General features: G+C 67.9%; 17 protein-coding genes. 5 read left to right on the forward strand and 12 right to left on the reverse strand.

From position 1 onward, the window contains the following. Positions 1 to 2: 2 nt before the first annotated feature. From VGD93_RS12390 to gyrA, 8 genes are all read right to left on the reverse strand, one after another. Entirely contained in the window at positions 3 to 293 is a 291-nt protein-coding gene (locus tag VGD93_RS12390; protein ID WP_395012484.1) for a GYD domain-containing protein, read from the reverse strand. Between the two features lie 83 nt (positions 294 to 376). Further along, positions 377 to 934, reverse strand: coding sequence for a dihydrofolate reductase family protein (locus VGD93_RS12395; RefSeq protein WP_395012486.1), 558 nt, complete (start codon positions 932 to 934; stop codon positions 377 to 379). A 73-nt stretch (positions 935 to 1,007) separates the two neighbouring features. Beyond that, positions 1,008 to 2,084 (reverse strand): tRNA preQ1(34) S-adenosylmethionine ribosyltransferase-isomerase QueA, encoded by a 1,077-nt coding sequence (queA, locus tag VGD93_RS12400; protein WP_395012488.1) that lies wholly within the window; start codon positions 2,082 to 2,084, stop codon positions 1,008 to 1,010. After that, on the reverse strand, positions 2,084 to 2,479 hold the full coding sequence (locus tag VGD93_RS12405) for a hypothetical protein (RefSeq protein WP_395012489.1): 396 nt from the start codon (positions 2,477 to 2,479) through the stop codon (positions 2,084 to 2,086). Before VGD93_RS12405 ends, queA begins: the two co-directional genes overlap by 1 nt. Then, positions 2,476 to 2,952, reverse strand: a complete 477-nt coding sequence (locus VGD93_RS12410) for a peptidylprolyl isomerase (RefSeq protein ID WP_395012491.1) — start codon at positions 2,950 to 2,952, stop codon at positions 2,476 to 2,478. Before VGD93_RS12410 ends, VGD93_RS12405 begins: the two co-directional genes overlap by 4 nt. A gap of 16 nt (positions 2,953 to 2,968) precedes the next feature. Further along, positions 2,969 to 3,547, reverse strand: coding sequence for a peptidylprolyl isomerase (locus tag VGD93_RS12415; RefSeq protein WP_395012493.1), 579 nt, complete (start codon positions 3,545 to 3,547; stop codon positions 2,969 to 2,971). Further along, the gene (gene coaD, locus VGD93_RS12420; protein ID WP_395012495.1) at positions 3,544 to 4,035 is read right to left on the reverse strand and encodes a pantetheine-phosphate adenylyltransferase; all 492 of its coding nucleotides are present in this window, start codon (positions 4,033 to 4,035) and stop codon (positions 3,544 to 3,546) included. The genes VGD93_RS12415 and coaD overlap by 4 nt, the downstream gene beginning before the upstream one ends. A gap of 101 nt (positions 4,036 to 4,136) precedes the next feature. After that, complete coding sequence (gyrA, locus tag VGD93_RS12425) at positions 4,137 to 6,935, reverse strand: DNA gyrase subunit A (RefSeq protein WP_395012497.1); 2,799 nt, start codon at positions 6,933 to 6,935, stop codon at positions 4,137 to 4,139. Between the two features lie 296 nt (positions 6,936 to 7,231). On the opposite strand from gyrA, the gene VGD93_RS12430 reads away from it, so the two are divergent. Continuing rightward, positions 7,232 to 7,762, forward strand: a complete 531-nt coding sequence (locus tag VGD93_RS12430; protein ID WP_395012499.1) for a hypothetical protein — start codon at positions 7,232 to 7,234, stop codon at positions 7,760 to 7,762. 100 nt (positions 7,763 to 7,862) lie between these two features. On the opposite strand, the gene ssb is transcribed toward VGD93_RS12430, so the two are convergent. Continuing rightward, positions 7,863 to 8,348: a single-stranded DNA-binding protein gene (gene ssb / locus VGD93_RS12435; protein WP_395012501.1), complete on the reverse strand. Its 486-nt coding sequence runs from the start codon at positions 8,346 to 8,348 to the stop codon at positions 7,863 to 7,865. A 420-nt stretch (positions 8,349 to 8,768) separates the two neighbouring features. On the opposite strand from ssb, the gene uvrA reads away from it, so the two are divergent. From uvrA to trmFO, 4 genes are all read left to right on the forward strand, one after another. Then, positions 8,769 to 11,663: an excinuclease ABC subunit UvrA gene (gene uvrA, locus VGD93_RS12440; protein WP_395012503.1), complete on the forward strand. Its 2,895-nt coding sequence runs from the start codon at positions 8,769 to 8,771 to the stop codon at positions 11,661 to 11,663. Between the two features lie 480 nt (positions 11,664 to 12,143). Further along, positions 12,144 to 12,293, forward strand: coding sequence for a DUF1127 domain-containing protein (locus VGD93_RS12445; RefSeq protein WP_395012504.1), 150 nt, complete (start codon positions 12,144 to 12,146; stop codon positions 12,291 to 12,293). A 200-nt stretch (positions 12,294 to 12,493) separates the two neighbouring features. Further along, entirely contained in the window at positions 12,494 to 13,054 is a 561-nt protein-coding gene (locus VGD93_RS12450; protein ID WP_395012505.1) for a type 1 glutamine amidotransferase domain-containing protein, read from the forward strand. Between the two features lie 54 nt (positions 13,055 to 13,108). Next, the gene (gene trmFO, locus VGD93_RS12455) at positions 13,109 to 14,497 is read left to right on the forward strand and encodes a methylenetetrahydrofolate--tRNA-(uracil(54)-C(5))-methyltransferase (FADH(2)-oxidizing) TrmFO (protein WP_395012506.1); all 1,389 of its coding nucleotides are present in this window, start codon (positions 13,109 to 13,111) and stop codon (positions 14,495 to 14,497) included. Positions 14,498 to 14,500: 3 nt separating this feature from the next. Here trmFO and VGD93_RS12460 read toward each other — a convergent pair whose 3' ends face one another. The 3 genes from VGD93_RS12460 to secF all read right to left on the reverse strand — a co-directional run. Then, the gene (locus VGD93_RS12460; protein WP_395012507.1) at positions 14,501 to 15,346 is read right to left on the reverse strand and encodes a phytoene/squalene synthase family protein; all 846 of its coding nucleotides are present in this window, start codon (positions 15,344 to 15,346) and stop codon (positions 14,501 to 14,503) included. A 4-nt stretch (positions 15,347 to 15,350) separates the two neighbouring features. Beyond that, a complete protein-coding gene (locus tag VGD93_RS12465) occupies positions 15,351 to 15,728 on the reverse strand; it encodes an Mth938-like domain-containing protein (RefSeq protein WP_395012508.1) in 378 nt (125 codons plus the stop codon). Positions 15,729 to 15,732: 4 nt separating this feature from the next. Continuing rightward, on the reverse strand, positions 15,733 to 17,401 hold a 1,669-nt coding region (gene secF / locus VGD93_RS12470), incomplete at its 5' end, for a protein translocase subunit SecF (protein ID WP_395012509.1).

Below are 17,401 nucleotides of genomic sequence, written 5' to 3' on the forward strand. Positions count from 1 at the left end.
CGTCAGAGGCCGGCAACGATCCGGCGATACTCGGCTTCGGGGAAGGCCTTGAGCGTCACGCCCCGGATGTTGCCGGCCGAGGTGACCCTGAGGTTGAAGGTGGCCGCAGCTTCGTCATTGGGCGCATCGAGCATGATGACCAGGTCGTAGGCACCGAAAGTCATATGGACGGACTCGAGCGTGCACCCGCCCTTCTTGGCAATTTCCTTGGCCGCATCGTAGCGGCTAGCCGAGTCCTTGACGTTCTTCGCTCCCTGCTCGGTCCAGTTGAGCAGCAAAATGTACTTGGACATTGGTCGCTCCTCTGTGTCGCGAAGCGATTACTTCGCAACAATACTGTATTCTCTTCGACCGGGCACGGATATGGCGCAAAGCATCAGGTCCGGGGCGCGTAGGTGAGGAGCACGCCGCCATTGCTGCAGCCCCTCGCTTCACGCAGCTCGAGCCCGATCCGGGCATCGGCCGTCTTGAACAGCGGGTTGCCTCGCCCAAGCAGCACGGGGGCGATGCACAGGCGGTATTCGTCGACGAGGCCGTGGGGCAAGAGGCTCCCCAGCAGCTCGGCGCTGCCGAAGACATATATGCTGCGGCCGGCCTCGGCTTTGAGGCCGCGCACCAGTTCCACCCCGTCGCCCTTGAGCAGGGTCGAGTTGTTCCAGTCGGCGCGCTCGAGGGTGTTGGAGATCACGGCCTTGGGCAGGCTGTTCATCTGCCGCGCGGTGTCGCCCTCGTCCTCGGCGGTGGGCCAGTAGCCCGCCATGCCGGTGAACGTCCGGCGACCGAACAGCAGCAGCCCCGCGTCGCGCAGCTGCGCATCGCTCAATGCCTGCACTTCCGGCCCGAAAATCAGGCTGTGGAAGTCGAGCGACCAGGGTTCGGGTCCCTCGAAATAGCCATCCAGCGTCATCACGTTCCAGGCAATCAGCCGGCGCATCGAGCCCTCCATCACTTATGCAGTGACTTAAGTATCAAGGCGCGCGCGGCATTGTCAAGCGATCACTTAAGTATCACCCGGCCCGGAACAGCAGCGAGGCGTCGCCGTAGGAATAGAAGCGGTAGCCGCTGGCGATGGCGTGGGCGTAGGCGGCCCGCATCATGTCGAGCCCGGCAAAGGCGCTGACCAGCATGAACAGGGTCGAGCGCGGCAGGTGGAAATTGGTCATCAGGATGTCCACCGCGTTGAAGCGGTAGCCGGGCGTGATGAAGATGTCGGTTTCGCCGACGAAGGGCTCGATTTCTCCGCTGCTGCGGGCGGCGCTCTCGAGCAGCCTCAGGCTCGTGGTGCCGACGGCGACGATGCGCCCGCCCCTGGCGCGCGCCGCGCGCAGGCGCTCGGCGACCGGCGCGGTGATCTCGCCCCACTCGGCGTGCATGACGTGGTCATCGGTGTCCTCCACCTTGACCGGCAGGAAGGTGCCCGCCCCCACATGCAGCGTCACCCGCTCGATCCCCACGCCGGCGTCGGCGAGGCGGCTGAGCAAGGCGTCGGTGAAATGCAGGCCGGCGGTAGGCGCGGCCACCGCCCCGTCCACTTCGGCATAGACCGTCTGGTAGTCGGTGCGGTCACGCGCCTCGGCCGGGCGCCGCAGCCCGATATAGGGCGGCAGCGGCATCGCCCCGAACGCCTTGACGGCCTCGTCGAGATAGGCGCCGGACAGGTCGAAGCGCAGCGTCACCTCGCCGCCCTCGGCCACCGCCTGCACCGTGGCATCGAGCGTCGCCAGCAGGCAGGCATTGTCGGTTTCCTGCCCGAAGCTCACGTGGTCCCCAGGCCGCAGCCGCTTGGCCGGCCGGGCAAAGGCGCGCCAGGTGGCGGCATCGACGCGCTTGTGCAGGTTGAACGAGACGGCGGCGCGATGCTCGCCGCGCGTGCGGATGCCGGCGAGTTCGGCCGGCAGCACCCGGGTGTCGTTGACGACGAGCACGTCGCCGGGACGCAACAATTCCACGAGGTCGGTGACGCGCCGGTCGTCCAGCGGCGCGCCGGGCCTGACCACGAGCATCCGCGCCGCATCCCGCGGCTCGACCGGATGCAGCGCGATCAACTCGGCCGGCAGCTCGAAATCGAAGGCGTCGACGCGCATCAGGGACCGGTGCAGCTCACCGCCCAGGCGCCGTGGCCCGGAATGCGCAGCGTGCCGCCGAGGGCGACGCGGTCGCCCTCGCTGGCCTTGAACAGCCTCAGTTCGGCGACCCGGGACATGAGGTTCTGGTCCATGACGTCGATGCGCACGGCGTCTTCATCCCCGAAGGCCTGACCGACCGCAACCGGCTCGCCCGGGCCGTAGGCGACGTCGCTCGCCCAGACCTGCTCACCCACGGTAATGGTCAGGCCGACCACGGCGAGCACGTCCATGGCCCCGGCCAGGTAGTCGAAGCTCGCCTCGCCCTGGGCGTCGCTGCAATTGACCCACTCCGTCGCCAGCGACGGGGTGGCCAGCGCGGCGAGCGCCACCGCGATGGCGGCCGTCCTGATCATGCGGCGACGTCCGCCGCGACTTTGACCGAGACCATCCGGTCGGGATCCCGCACGGGCTCGCCGCGCTTGATCTGGTCGACATTCTCCATGCCTTCGACGACCTTGCCCCACACGGTGTACTGCTTGTCGAGAAAGCGGGCGTCGTCGAAGCAGATGAAGAACTGCGAATTGGCGCTGTCGGGGCTCTGCGCCCGCGCCATCGAGGCGGTGCCGCGCACGTGCGGCTCGGCGTTGAACTCCTGCTTCAGGTTCGGATATTTCGAGCCGCCCGTGCCGGTGCCGTGCGGGCAGCCCGTCTGGGCCATGAAGCCGTCGATGACGCGGTGGAAGGCGATGCCGTCGTAGAACCCCTCGCGGGCCAGCTTCTTGATGTGGGCGACGTGGTTGGGGGCGAGGTCGGGGCGCATGGCGATCACCACCCTGCCCTTGGTGGTCTCGATGATGAGCGTATTCTCGGGGTCGGCGTAAGCCATCGGGCAGCTTCCTTTGCTAGCGGAGTTCGATCCTGGCGGAGATGATCCTGTCGGGGTCGGCGACCATGCCGTTCTGCGCGTCGTCGCCCTTCTTGATGGCGTCGACGTGCTCCATGCCGGCGACCACCCTGCCCCACACGGTATATTGGCCGTTGAGGTGCGGCGCCGCCTTGAACATGATGAAGAACTGCGAATTGGCGCTGTTGGGATCGTTGGTGCGGGCGGCGCCGACGGCGCCCCGCTCGAACGGCACGTCCGAGAACTCGGCCGGCAGGTCCGGCAGGTCCGACCCGCCCATGCCGGTTCCGGTCGGGTCGCCGGTCTGGGCCATGAAGGACTCGATGACGCGGTGGAAGACGACCCCGTCGTAGAAGCCCTGCCGGGTCAGGGTCTCGACGCGCTCGACGTGCTTGGGCGCGACCTCGGGCAGCAGTTCGATGTCGACCGTGCCGTCCTTGAGTTCGAGCATGAGATGCGGCTTGCCCTCCTGCGCGACGGCGTTGCGGGGCGTCACCAGGGAAACGGCGAACAGGATGCCGATGGCGGCGAGAATGATGCCGAGGATCAGCCCGGCGCGGGACATTGGTGAGTTCATGGCTTGTTGAGTGCCTTCAGGACGATGGCGGGGACGAAGGCGCTGATATCGCCTCCCATCCCGGCGATCTGACGCACAAGTGTGGCGGAGATGTGCCGGACATGCGGGCTGGACGGAAGGAACACGGTCTGCAGGTCGGGCGCCATCTGGGCGTTCATGCCCACCATCTGCATCTCGAAATTGTAGTCGGTCGTGTCGCGCAGCCCGCGGATGATCAGCTTGGCGCCATGGACCCGCGCCGCCTGCACCATCAGCCCCTCGAAATCGACGATCTCGATTTCGGTCTCCGTGCGCCTGCCGATGGGGTCGAGCGCGGCCCGTAGCAGCGCCACCCGGTCCTCATGCGAGAACATGGGGTTCTTGGCGTGGTGGGTGCCCACCGCCACGACGAGGCGGTCGACCAGCTTGCAGGCGCGCTCGATGACGTCGAGATGCCCGTTGGTCAGGGGGTCGAAGGAGCCCGGATAGAATCCGACAAGTCTGGCCATGGGATGGAGCCTCCTGAGCGCGCGCGCCGGTTTGTGTCACGGCCGGTGGTGCATGGCAAGCCGGAGCGCGCGGCGCCGAAGAGGCCGGCGCGCCCCGGGGCCTATGCGTCCGCCTGACCCTGCGGGGCCTCGTCGCCGCCGTTGTCGTCGTTTTCCGGCTCGCTGATGCGCTCGACGGCCACCACCTTCTCGCCTTCCGCCGTGCGGAACACCCGCACGCCCTTCGAGGCGCGGCTGGTGAAGCGGATCCCGGCGACCGGCACCCGGATCAGCTGGGCACCGTCCGAAATCAGCATGATCTGGTCGGCATCCTCGACGGGGAAGGCGGCGACCAGCCGGCCGATTTCGTCGGTCTTGCTCTGGTCGGTGGCCTTGATGCCCTTGCCCCCGCGGTGGGAGATGCGGAATTCGTAGGACGACGAGCGCTTGCCGAAGCCGAATTCGGTGATGGTGAGCACGAACTGCTCCGCCGCCCCCATCTCGATGTAGCGTGCCTCGCTCAGCGCCACCGCGCCCTCGGTCACCTCCTCGGCCTCCTCGCCGCCGTCGTCGACCGCGGTGTCGGCCTCGGCGTCCTCGCCGGTGGCGGCCCGCCGGATGGCGCCGGACTGCTTGAGATAGGCCTCGCGTTCCGCCGGCGTCGCGTCGACATGGCGCAGGATCGACATCGAGATGACGCTGTCGCCCTCGCCCAGGCTGATCCCACGGACGCCGGTCGAGGTGCCGGTCGAGCCGCTTCCTCCGAAGACGCGGATGTCGGCACTGGGGAAGCGAATGGCCTGCCCCAACGCCGTGGTCAGAAGCACGTCGTCGGTCTCGTGGCTGAGTTCGACGCCGATGATGGCCTGCCCCGGCTCGTCGAACTCCATCACGCGCTTGCCCAGCGTCGTGCGCGGCACGCAGTCGGACAGCCGGTTGCGCCGGATGCCGCCGGTATTGGTGGCGAACATCACGTCGCGGCCGTCCCATTCGTGCTCGTCCTCGGGCAGCGGCACGATGGACGTGATGCGTTCGCCGGCGTCGAGCGGCAGCATGTTGACCAGCGCCCGGCCGCGGCCCTGCGGCTCGGCGACGGGCAGCCGCCACACCTTGAGCTTGTAGACCTGGCCGAGCGAGGAGAAGAACAGCACCGGGGCGTGGGTGCTGGCGACGAACAGGCGGGTCACGAAGTCCTCGTCCCGGGTCGACATGCCGGAGCGGCCCTTGCCGCCGCGCGCCTGCGTGCGATAGGCCGACAGCGGCACGCGCTTGATGTAGCCCTCGTAGGTGACCGTCACCACCATGTCCTCGCGGGCGATGAGGTCCTCGTCCTCGAAATCCCCGGCGGCGTCCTCGATGGCGGTGAGGCGCGGCGTCGCAAACTGCTCCTTCACGGCATTGAGTTCGTCCCGGATGATCTGCAGCACGCGCTCGCGCGAGCGCAGGATGTCCAGGTAATCCTCGATGTCCCGGCCCAGGCCGTTGAGCTCTTCGCCGATCTCGTCGCGGCCCAGCGCCGTGAGGCGCGACAGCGTCAGCGCCAGGATGGCGCGGGCCTGCTCCTCCGACAGCAGGAAGGTGCCGTCGTCATTGATCTTGTGGCGCGGGTCGTCGATCAGCGCGATCAGCGGGGCGACGTCGGCGGCCGGCCAGTTCCGCTGCATCAGCCGTTCGCGGGCAACCGCAGGATCGGGCGAGGTACGGATGAGCGCGATGACTTCGTCGACATTGGCCACCGCCACGGCGAGGCCGACGAGGATATGGGCGCGATCGCGGGCTTTGTTGAGCAGGAAGCGGGCCCGGCGCGTGACCACTTCCTCGCGGAACCCGATGAAGGCCTCGAGCATCTGCCTGAGGTTCATCAGTTCCGGCTTGCCGCCGTTCAGCGCCACGAAATTGCACCCGAACGAGGATTGCAGCGGCGTGAAGCGGTAGAGCTGGTTCAGCACCACGTCGGCCACGGCGTCGCGCTTCAGTTCGATGACGACGCGCATGCCGTGCCGGTCGGACTCGTCGCGGACGTCCGAGATGCCCTCGATGCGCTTGTCGCGCACCAGTTCGGCGATCTTCTCGATCATCACCGCCTTGTTCACCTGGTAGGGAATCTCGGTGATGATGAGCGCCTCGCGCTCGCGGCGGATCTCCTCGACGTGCACCCGGCCGCGGACCATGATCGAGCCGCGCCCGGTCTCGTAGGCGGCGCGGATGCCCGCCCGCCCCAGGATGACGGCGGCGGTGGGGAAATCGGGTCCCGGCAGCACGCCCATGAGGTCGTCGACGGTGGCCTCCGGCCGGTCCATCAGCAGCAGGGTGGCGTCGATCACCTCGCCCAGATTGTGGGTGGGAACGTTGGTCGCCATGCCCACGGCAATGCCGCTGCCGCCGTTGACCAACAGGTTCGGGAAGCGCGCCGGCAGGACCGTCGGCTCCCGCTCGGAATTGTCGTAGTTGTCCTTGAAGTCGACGGCGTCGCGCTCGAGATCCTCGAGCAACTCGCCGGCCACCTTCTCCATGCGCACTTCGGTGTAGCGCATGGCCGCCGGCATATCGCCGTCGATCGAGCCGAAATTGCCCTGCCCGTCGATCAGCGGCACGCGCAGCGAGAAATCCTGCGCCATGCGGACCAGCGACAGGTAGACGGCGGCGTCCCCGTGCGGGTGGTATTTACCGATGACGTCGCCAACGACGCGGGCCGACTTGCGATAGGGCTTGTTCCACTCATAGCCCTGCTGGTTCATCGAGAACAGGATGCGGCGGTGCACCGGCTTCAGCCCGTCGCGGACATCCGGCAGCGCCCGGCTCACGATTACGCTCATGGCGTAATCGAGATACGACTTGCGCATCTCCTCGGTGATGGAAATCGGCGCGATGTCGGACGGCGGAAGCGGGCCGCCGGCCTCGTCTTGGGTGTTGTCGGTCACTGGGCGGTTCTGCGGATTGTTCGAACTGGGACTGCTCTATGCGATTCCGTTGAGAAAGGCCATTTTGCCGGCCCCGGGGGCGGGCCGGCAGGCAGCTTCTTCCACCGAAATCGGGCGGAGGCATCTAACCTCCGATTTGCGGCTTTTGGGCGGCGGGGCGCCGCCGCGTAGGACGTTGCGCCCGCAGCCGAAGTCACGCTAGAAGCGTGGTGAGCCGTGCCGGTCGGCCCATCGATCTGTGCTGCCGACGCGATCGCCGGGGGGCGATACTCTCAGAGCTTGGAGGACAAGACTAAATGACACTGTTCGGACCCCTGTCGCGAACCCTCGCGGCCACAGGGCTGGTGGCTGCGTCGCTGGTGGCCGCGGCACCGGCCCACGCGGCGAAGGCGGACGTCGAACTGCTGCGCTCCTACATCGGCACCTGGGATGGCAAGGGCGTCCTGGTCGGGGCCCAGTCGGAAACGGTCAAGTGCCGCCTGTCGCTGACCGCGGGCAACAATGACAAGGTCAACTACAACGGCCGCTGCGTCATTGCGGGAAGCCCGTTCTCCCTGAACGGCACCATCGCCTATATCGACGCCGCGCGCCGTTTCGAGGCGGCGATGACCAGCAATGCCGGCTTCTCGCCGCAGCCGGCCGTCGGCAAGCGCCAGGGCAACGGCATCGTCTTCAGCCTCAAGGAACAGGGCCGGGACGACGACGGCAACGACATGACCATCACGGCCCAGATCGCGCTGCACCCCGGCAAGATCCACGTCGACATGAACGTCGTGTTCAACGCGACGGGCAACACCCTCAAGGCCTCGGTGCCCTTCAGCCGGTAACCGGCTCCGCCGGCCCCGGAAAATGCGAACGGGCGGCCTTTGGGCCGCCCGAGCTGTTTCCGGCACCTGTCGCAGCGCCGCGCGCCCCCGTGCGACCCACTCAGAACGGGATGTCGTCGTCCATGCCGCCCGATTCGAACGCCGGGGCGTTCGCCGCCGGGCGCCGTCCTTCCGGCCTACCGGCCGGCACGTCGCGCGGACCCGAGAAACCGCCGCCGGCGCCCTCGCCTTCACCCCGCCCGTCGAGCATGGTGAGGTTCGAGTTGAACCCCTGCAGCACCACTTCGGTCGAGTACTTGTCCTGGCCGGACTGGTCCTGCCACTTGCGCGTCTGCAACTGGCCCTCGACATAGACCTTGCTGCCCTTGCGCAGATACTGCTCGGCGACCCGGGCCAGCCCTTCCGAGAAGATCACCACCCGGTGCCACTCGGTCTTTTCCTTGCGCTCGCCGGTGTTCTTGTCGCGCCAGCTTTCCGACGTCGCCACCGACAGGTTCACCACCTTGCCGCCGCTGGGCAGGGTGCGCACCTCGGGATCCGCTCCCAGATTGCCGACCAGGATGACCTTGTTGACGCTGCCCGCCATGGCGAACTCCTTCCATACTTTCTGCCGCCGCTGCGGGCGCTGCTATCGAGGGGCGCACTCTAGCGGGTTCGCCCACCGGGGGCTGGAAAAACCACCGTTCACCCACACCAATCTTGTTCTCTTTATGTTCTATCGCGATGCCCGCGTCAATGGTGCGTTCGCTCCTCCGGCGGGGCCGCCGGCCGGTGCCGGCCACTGCGCTGTTGACGGAACGCCGCTCGTTCCGCTTATGTTCCAGGGAAGGAATCGGGGGCCTGCCGCACCGGTGACAAGGACGCGGCCGGCGTGCTTAGGTCGCCTCCTGCTTGCAACCCGAGCGGGCGGTACCCATTTTGCCGGTGCGGACAGCTCCCTTTCCGACACATTTCTCCAGCAATTGGGCGCGCGGCTCCTGCCCGCGCGCCAGCCGATGGATCTCTCATGGCCGATACGCCCAGCCCCAATCGTGAAATCGTCATTCGCGGCGCGCGGGAGCACAACCTCAAGGGCATCGACCTCAGGCTGCCGCGCGACAAGTTGATCGTGATGACCGGGCTGTCCGGCTCGGGCAAGTCCTCGCTGGCGTTCGACACCATCTACGCCGAGGGCCAGCGTCGCTACGTCGAGAGCCTGTCGGCCTATGCCCGCCAATTCCTCGAGATGATGCAGAAGCCCGACGTCGAGCACATCGAGGGCCTGTCGCCGGCCATTTCGATCGAGCAGAAGACGACGTCGCGCAATCCGCGCTCGACGGTCGGGACCGTCACCGAGATCTACGACTACCTGCGCCTGCTGTTCGCCCGCGTCGGCATCCCCTACTCGCCGGCCACCGGCCTGCCCATCGAGAGCCAGACCGTCTCGCAGATGGTCGACAAGGTGATGGCGCAGCCCGAGGGCACCCGCCTCTATCTGCTCGCCCCCATCGCCCGCGGCCGCAAGGGCGAATACAAGCGCGAGCTCAACGAGTTGATGCGCAAGGGCTTCCAGCGCGTCAAGATCGACGGCACCTTCCACGACATCGAGGATGCCCCGGCCCTCGACAAGAAGATCAAGCACGACATCGAGGTGGTGGTGGACCGCCTGGTCGTCGGCCCCGACATCGCGGCGCGCGTCGCCGAGAGCTTCGAGACGGCGCTGAAGCTGGCCGACGGCATCGCCTTCGCCGAGTTCGCCGACGAACTCGACGAGGCCGGCACGCCGCGCCGCATCACTTTCTCGGAGAAGTTCGCCTGCCCCGTCTCCGGCTTCACCATCGCCGAGATCGAGCCCAGGCTGTTCTCGTTCAACAACCCGTTCGGGGCCTGCCCGGTTTGCGACGGGCTCGGCACCGAGCAGAAGATCGACCCCAACCTGGTCGTCCCCGACGGTACCCTGTCGCTGCGCGACGGCGCCATCGCCCCGTGGTCGAAGACGAGCGCACCCTACTACCTGCAGACGCTGCAGGCGGTGGTGAAGCACTACGGCGCCTCGACCGGCACGGCGTGGGAGGAGCTGCCGTTCGAGGTACAGCACGCGGTGCTGTTCGGCACCGGGTCGACGCCCATCAATTTCGTCTATGACGACGGGCTGCGGACCTACAAGAGCACCAAGCCCTTCGAGGGCGTGATCGGCAATCTCGAGCGGCGCTACCGGGAGACCGAGTCCGCCGGCATGCGCGAGGAGATCGAGCGCTACATGTCCTCGGCCCCGTGCGTCGCCTGCAACGGCTTCCGGCTGAAGCCGGAGGCGCTGGCGGTCAAGATCGACGGGCTGCATATCGGCGAGGTCAGCCAGAAATCCATCCGCGCCGCCGCCGCCTGGTTCGAGCAGTTGCCGGCGCGGCTCACCGAGACGCAGCGCCAGATCGGCGAGCGCATCTTCAAGGAGATCCGCGAGCGCCTCGGCTTCCTCAACGATGTCGGCCTCGACTATCTGACGCTGGCGCGCAAGTCCGGCTCGCTGTCCGGCGGCGAGAGCCAGCGCATCCGCCTCGCCAGCCAGATCGGCTCGGGCCTCACCGGCGTGCTCTACGTGCTCGACGAGCCCTCGATCGGCCTGCACCAGCGCGACAATGCGCGCCTGCTCGAGACGCTGCGGCGCCTGCGCGACCTGGGCAACACCGTGATCGTGGTCGAGCACGACGAGGACGCGATCCTCGCCGCCGACTACGTCGTCGATATCGGCCCGGGCGCCGGCGTCCACGGCGGCCACATCGTTGCCGAAGGCACGCCCCAGGACATCTGCCGGCATCCCGACAGTATCACCGGACAGTATCTGAGCGGGCGCCTCGCCATCCCGGTGCCGGCCGAACGGCGCCAGCCGAGCAAGGCGCGCCGGCTCCACCTCGACGGCGCCACCGGCAACAACCTCAAGGACGTCTCGGTCGACGTGCCCCTCGGCCTGTTCGTCGCCATCACCGGCGTTTCCGGCGGCGGCAAGTCGACGCTGATGATCGACACGCTGTACCAGGCCATCGCCCGCCGCCTCAACGGCGCCCGCGTCAACCCGGCACCGCACACCCACCTGACCGGCCTCGAATTCCTCGACAAGGTCATCGACATCGACCAGAGCCCGATCGGGCGCACGCCGCGCTCCAACCCCGCCACCTATACCGGCGCCTTCACGCCGCTGCGCGAGTGGTTCGCCGGCCTGCCCGAGGCCAAGGCCCGCGGCTACGGCCCCGGCCGATTCTCCTTCAACGTCAAGGGCGGGCGCTGCGAGAAATGCGAGGGCGACGGCGTCATCAAGATCGAGATGCACTTCCTCCCCGACGTCTACGTCACCTGCGAGGTATGCAAGGGCAAGCGCTACAACCGCGAGACGCTCGAGGTGCAGTTCAAGGGCAAGTCGATCGCCGACGTGCTCGACATGACCATCGACGAGGCCACCGAGTTCTTCTCGGCGGTGCCCTCGATCCGCGAGAAATTCGCCACGCTGCAGCGCGTCGGGCTGGGCTACATCAAGGTCGGCCAGCCGGCCACCACGCTGTCCGGCGGTGAGGCGCAGCGCGTCAAGCTCAGCCGCGAACTCAGTAAGCGCGCCACCGGGCGCACGCTCTACATGCTGGACGAGCCGACCACGGGCCTGCACTTCCACGACGTGGCCAAGCTGCTCGAGGTGCTGCACGAGTTGGTGGACAACGGCAACACCGTCGTCGTCATCGAGCACAATCTCGACGTCATCAAGACGGCCGACTGGGTGATAGACCTCGGTCCGGAGGGGGGCGACGGCGGCGGCGAGATCGTCGGCACCGGCACGCCGGAGGACATCGTGCAGAACCCGCGCTCGCATACCGGCCGCTTCCTCGCGGCAGTCATGCACCGGCGGCCCGGCAAGGTCGGCGAGGCAGCGGAGTAGCCCTCCCCCGCCTCCCCTTTTCCATGCGCTGAGTGCATGGCAACCCTGACGCTGGCGGCATGGCCGACGCCGACAAATCGGCCCATCTTCTCGTCCCAGGTGACCTTGCAGAAGGGAACGCAGGATGTTCGTTCGGGCCGTATGGCGGTGCAGGCGGTTGGTGGACGTCAAGCACACGACCAGCCAGATGGAAGCCCCCACCAGCCGGGATGCACTCGGGATTTCGGGCACGGACTTCCAGAAGATGACGAGCGGCCTGTTCAACCGCTGACCGTTGCCCTCCGCCGCCGCCCCGCGCCGGCTCCGGCTGCGTGGCCGGAGGTGTCGCCCGTTCCCCACACGGCAGGGAATGCTGAATCCAGGATGAACGCATTTTGCGAGAGCCTTGCGCCAGACGCATGACTGTTCTGAACGAACACCATCTGCTCATTGTCGCCGGCACTCCCTAGATAGAGCGTGCAAGAGGAAAGGAGAAACACCATGGGTATCCGCCAGACGCTGAAGAAGTGGGCCGCCTACCAGCAGACCGTCCGCGAGCTCGCCGCTCTCGACAACCGCCAGCTGAACGACTTGGGCATCACCCGCCACGACATCCAGCGCATCGCCCGCGACCATGCCCGCTCGCTGTAAAGGCAGGCCGGCACCAGCGTCCTCCGCGACCGCGCTCCGAACACCCGCTCTCCTCAAGGACGAGCGGGTGTTTTGTTTTCGGGGGCCGGCCTTCCCCGCCTCCCCGCCCTGACCGAACACGCCCGCGCCCCGCGGCGGCATGGGCGGAACCCGCAAGGCCGGTTTTCCGTTCTGCACGCGATGCAGCAGGGAGCATTGCCATGCACGACCTCAAGGGCAAGACCATCGCCATCCTCGCCACCGACGGCTATGAGCAGGCCGAACTGGAGGTGCCACTGGCCCGCTTCGAGGAAGCGGGCGCGAAGGTCGATATCGTGTCGCCCAAGGCCGGCGTCATCAAGAGCTGGCATCACGGCGACTGGGGCCGCACCGTCGACGTCGACAGGCCGCTCTCCGCCGTTTCCGCCGGCGACTATGACGCGCTGGTCCTGCCCGGCGGCGTCATCAATCCCGACCACCTGCGCGTCGAACCGGCGGCAATCGAGCTGATCCGCGCCTTCTGGACCGGCAACAAGGTCGTCGCCGCCATCTGCCACGCCCCCTGGCTGCTCGTCGAGGCCGGCATCGTCCGCGGCCGCAACGTCACCTCGTATCACTCGATCCGGACGGACGTGATCAATGCCGGCGGCGTCTGGCACGACAGCGATGTCGTCGTCGACCAGGGGCTGGTGACCAGCCGCAAGCCATCCGACCTCGAGAGCTTCTGCCTCAAGGTGGCCGAGGAGATCGCCGAGGGCAGGCACCAGCGCCGCGCCGCCTGACGCCTCACGCGCTCGTCGGTTGCGGGGCCGGGAGCAGCCTGCTATCTCGCCCGCATGTCCACTTACCATCCCCTCCACGTCATCGGCGGCGGGCTCGCCGGCTGCGAGGCCGCCTGGCAGGCCGCCGAGGCCGGCGCCTCCGTCGTGCTGCACGAAATGCGCCCGCTCAAGATGACCGAGGCGCACCTCACCCAGGGCCTGGCCGAGCTTGTCTGCTCCAACAGCTTCCGCTCCGACGACCACGAGCACAATGCGGTGGGCCTCCTGCACGAGGAGATGCGGCGCTGCGGCTCGCTGATCATGCGCGCCGCGGACGCCCACAAGCTGCCGGCCGGCGGCGCGCTCGCCGTGGACCGGGTCGGCTTTTCCGATGCCGTCACCGCGGCGGTGCACGGCCACCCCAACATCACCGTCGAGCGGGGCGAGATCACCGGCCTGCCGCCCGCCGACTGGGCCAACGTCATCGTCGCCACCGGCCCGCTCACCTCGCGACCCCTGGCCGAAGCGATCCGGCAGCTCACCGGTGAGGACGCCCTCGCCTTCTTCGATGCCATCGCCCCCATTGTCCATGCCGAGAGCATCGACATGGACATCGCCTGGGCCCAGTCGCGCTACGACAAGCCCGGCCCGGGCGGCACCGGCGCCGACTACCTCAACTGCCCGCTGGACGAGGCCCAGTACAACATCTTCGTCGACGCCCTGCTCAACGGGGAGAAGCACGTCTACCACGCCTGGGAGAACGTCCCCTATTTCGACGGCTGCCTGCCCATCGAGGTGATGGCCGAGCGCGGCCGCGAGACGCTGCGCTACGGTCCACTCAAGCCGGTCGGGCTCACCAATCCGCGCAATCCCACGGTCAAGCCCTACGCCGTCGTGCAGCTCCGGCAGGACAACGCGCTGGGCACGCTGTGGAACATGGTCGGCTTCCAGACCAAGCTCAAATATCGCAAGCAGGCCGAGATCTTCCGGCTCATCCCGGGCCTCCAGAACGCACAGTTCGCCCGCCTCGGCGGCCTGCACCACAACACCTTCCTCAATTCTCCCAGGGTGCTGGACCGCTCGCTCAGGCTCAGGGCCGACCCGCGGCTCAGGTTCGCCGGCCAGATCACCGGCGTCGAGGGCTATGTCGAGAGCGCCGCCATCGGCCTCATCGCGGGCCGCATGGCCGCCGCCGACGGGCGCGGCGAGAGCCTGTCGCCTCCTGCGGAAACCACCGCCATGGGCGCCCTGCTCGGCCACATCACCGGGGGACACCTTGCCGCCGAGGGCGAGCCCGGGCCGCGCTCGTTCCAGCCGATGAACGTCAATTTCGGCCTCATGCCGCCCGTGGCCATCAGCAAGCCCGAAGGCCATGTCGGGCGCTGGAAGTCGGCGGAAAAGCAGATCGCGAAGAAGCGCGCGATGACCACCCGGGCCCTTGCCGACATCATGCGCTGGGCCTGACGCTCAGCGCTGCCGCCAGCTCCACCAGCCCATGGCGGCGATCTTTCGCCAGTCGGCGACGTCGCGGGGCGGTGCGAACGGCGCCTCCTCGGCCGCCTCCACCAGCACCAGATAGCGTCCGAGCAGGGCCACGGGCGCAAAGGCGGGGCGCAGGGACGCCGGCAACGCCGCAATCGCCGCTTCCGCCTTGGCCAGATGCTCGCGCGCCAGGTCGACGAACTGCGCGCGGGCGGCCAGCAGCCCCTCGCTGACCGTGCCGGTCAGCACCTCGCCTTCGCGTACGCCGTTGGCGGCGAGCACCGACCACGGCAGGAAGATGCGGCCCTGCGAAGCGTTGTAGCCGAAGGCGCGCAGGTGCCCGACCAGCGCGTGGGCGACGCCCAGGTGTCCGGCCGCGTCACCGCCGGCGAGTTCCTTGCCGCCGTTGAGCACCATCGCCGCCAACTGGTAGAGCACGGAGGCCGTTTCCCCGGCATAGCCCTCGAAGGTGGGCAGGTCCGGCATCGGGTCGTTGTAGAGGTCGAAGCGCCGCGCCGCGATCAGCTTGTGCAGCGGCTCGGCCGGCAGCTTGTAGGCGTCCATGGCATCGAGCAGCGCGTCGGCCAGCGGATTCTGGCGCACCGCGCCGTGTTCCTCGCCCTCGAGCGCGTCCGTCCACCACTGCAGGCGGATTTCTCCCGCCGCCGGCTCGCGCGCGCGTTCGCGGACGCTGGCGACATCGGCATTGAAGGCGAGCAGTGCCTGCACGGCCGGTCGTGCCGGCTCGGGCAGCAACAGGCTGGCGAAGTAGCGGTCGCGGTCGTTGCCCTTCAAGAACTCGGCGGCGTGGGCGGCGCTGGCGCTCGTCATCGTCTCACCGCGCGCTCTCGACGGCAATCAGCGCCGCGGCCACCGCGCGCTGCTCGGCGAGCAGAACGTTGTAAGTGCGCGTCGCGGCGCCGGTGCCGATGGCCTCGACGACGATGCGCTCCGAGCGCAGCGCCGCGCGCAACTGCGGGTCGAGGGCGCCGATCTCCCGGCCCATGCCGATCAGCAGGACGTCGATGCCCGCGGCGGCGGCGAAGACGGCCGCGAGGCTGTCCCGCGTCAGTTCCGAGGCCTGCGTCACCTCCCAGGAGTGCATTCCCGTCGGCAGGCACAGCAGCGAGCCGCGATGCGACATCCCAGCGAAGCGGAAGCCCCCATTGCCGTAGGCCTCGATGGGGACCTGATCGGGATAGTGTCCGTCCACGTCGTTACACGGCGGCGCCGTCCGCCCGCTTGGTCTTGGCCGCGTCCTCGGCGACCTCGGCCCTCGGCTTGAGCCCGAGATAGAGCAGGATCGGGGCGGCGACGAAGATCGAGGAATAGGTGCCGACCAGAACGCCGAACAGCATCGAGATGGTGAAGCTGCGGATCACCTCGCCACCGAACAGCACCAGGGCGCCGAGGGCCAGGAACGAGGTCGGGCCGGTGAGCACGGTGCGGGTCAGCGTCGAGTTGATGGCCAGGTCGAGCAGCGCTGTCAGCGAGAGCTTGCGATACTTGCGCAGATATTCACGCACGCGGTCGTACACCACCACGGTGTCGTTCAGCGAGTAGCCGACGATGGTGAGCACGGCGGCAATGCTCGACTGGTTGAACTCGATGCCGGTGAAGGCGAACAGGCCGATGGTGAGGACCACGTCGTGGAAGGTCGACACCACGGCGCCGACGGCGAACTGCCACTCGAAGCGGAACCACAGATAGGCCAGCACACCGGCAAAGGCGATACCGAGGCCGAGGAAGCCGGCGATGACCAGTTCACCCGATACCGTCGGGCCGACGCTTTCGGTGCGGCGGATTTCGTACTGGTCGGCGCCCAGCGCCTCGTGAACCTTCTCCACCGCCGCGGCCTGCGCCGTATCGCCGCCGGGCTGCAACTCGATGCGGATGAGCAGGCTGGTTTCCTCGCCGAAACCCTGCACCTGCACGTCGCCCAGGTCGAGGGCGCCGACGGTCTCGCGCACGAAGGCGGGGTCGGCGGGACCCTGCAGCGACTGCACCTCGATGGCGGAGCCACCCTTGAAGTCGATGCCGAGGTTCATGCCGTGGACGGCGAACCAGCCGAGCGACACCACCGAGGCCACGATGGACAGGCCGATGGCATACTTCCGCCACGACATGAACGGGATCTTGGTGTCGTCGGGGATGAACTTCACCAGCTGCACGCGAATCTGCTTCGGGCGGCGCAGGCGGTACCAGGTGGCGACGATGAACTTGGTGACGAAGTAGGCGGTGAACAGCGTCGTCAGGATGCCGAGCGCCAGCGTGACGGCGAAGCCCTGCACCGGGCCCGAGCCGAGGAAGAACAGCACGACCGCGGCGATCAGCGTCGTCACGTTGGAGTCGAGGATGGCGCTCATGGCGCGCTCGAAGCCCGCCTCGATCGAGGCGATGATGGACTTGCCGGCCGCCCGCTCCTCGCGGATGCGCTCGTAGATGAGCACGTTGGCGTCGACGGACATGCCCATGGTCAGCACGATGCCGGCGATGCCCGGCAGCGTCAGCGTCGCCCCGAGCATCGACAGCAGGCCCACGATCAACACGACGTTGAGAACCAGCGCGATGTTGGCGAAGGCGCCGAACAGTCCGTAGGCCACCAGCATGAAGCCGATGGTGGTGATGGCGCTGATGACGCCGGCGATGGCGCCGCCGCGGATGGAGTCGGCGCCCAGGCTGGCGTTGACCGTGCGCTCCTCGACGACGTCGAGGCTGGCCGGCAGGGCGCCGGCGCGCAGCAGCACCGCCAGGTCGTTGGCGGTCTGCGGTGTGAAATTGCCCGAGATCTGGCCCGAGCCCCCGGTGATCGCCTGCTGGATGACCGGCGCGGTGATCACCTGGTTGTCGAGCACGATGGCAAAGCGCTTGCCGACATTCTTGGAC

The organism is Devosia sp. (genome assembly GCF_036406155.1).
Classification (GTDB): Bacteria; Pseudomonadota; Alphaproteobacteria; order Rhizobiales; family Devosiaceae; genus Devosia_A.

What these genes read in the sequence shown, in the direction of transcription:
- VGD93_RS12445 (WP_395012504.1), top strand. Translation starts at nt 12,144, where the DNA reads ATGGGTATCCGCCAGACGCTGAAGAAGTGGGCCGCCTACCAGCAGACC.
- VGD93_RS12450 (WP_395012505.1), top strand. Translation starts at nt 12,494, where the DNA reads ATGCACGACCTCAAGGGCAAGACCATCGCCATCCTCGCCACCGACGGC.
- ssb (WP_395012501.1), bottom strand. Translation starts at nt 8,348, where the DNA reads ATGGCGGGCAGCGTCAACAAGGTCATCCTGGTCGGCAATCTGGGAGCG.
- trmFO (WP_395012506.1), top strand. Translation starts at nt 13,109, where the DNA reads ATGTCCACTTACCATCCCCTCCACGTCATCGGCGGCGGGCTCGCCGGC.
- VGD93_RS12415 (WP_395012493.1), bottom strand. Translation starts at nt 3,547, where the DNA reads ATGAACTCACCAATGTCCCGCGCCGGGCTGATCCTCGGCATCATTCTC.
- coaD (WP_395012495.1), bottom strand. Translation starts at nt 4,035, where the DNA reads ATGGCCAGACTTGTCGGATTCTATCCGGGCTCCTTCGACCCCCTGACC.
- uvrA (WP_395012503.1), top strand. Translation starts at nt 8,769, where the DNA reads ATGGCCGATACGCCCAGCCCCAATCGTGAAATCGTCATTCGCGGCGCG.
- VGD93_RS12405 (WP_395012489.1), bottom strand. Translation starts at nt 2,479, where the DNA reads ATGATCAGGACGGCCGCCATCGCGGTGGCGCTCGCCGCGCTGGCCACC.
- VGD93_RS12395 (WP_395012486.1), bottom strand. Translation starts at nt 934, where the DNA reads ATGCGCCGGCTGATTGCCTGGAACGTGATGACGCTGGATGGCTATTTC.
- VGD93_RS12410 (WP_395012491.1), bottom strand. Translation starts at nt 2,952, where the DNA reads ATGGCTTACGCCGACCCCGAGAATACGCTCATCATCGAGACCACCAAG.
- VGD93_RS12430 (WP_395012499.1), top strand. Translation starts at nt 7,232, where the DNA reads ATGACACTGTTCGGACCCCTGTCGCGAACCCTCGCGGCCACAGGGCTG.
- VGD93_RS12390 (WP_395012484.1), bottom strand. Translation starts at nt 293, where the DNA reads ATGTCCAAGTACATTTTGCTGCTCAACTGGACCGAGCAGGGAGCGAAG.
- queA (WP_395012488.1), bottom strand. Translation starts at nt 2,084, where the DNA reads ATGCGCGTCGACGCCTTCGATTTCGAGCTGCCGGCCGAGTTGATCGCG.
- VGD93_RS12460 (WP_395012507.1), bottom strand. Translation starts at nt 15,346, where the DNA reads ATGACGAGCGCCAGCGCCGCCCACGCCGCCGAGTTCTTGAAGGGCAAC.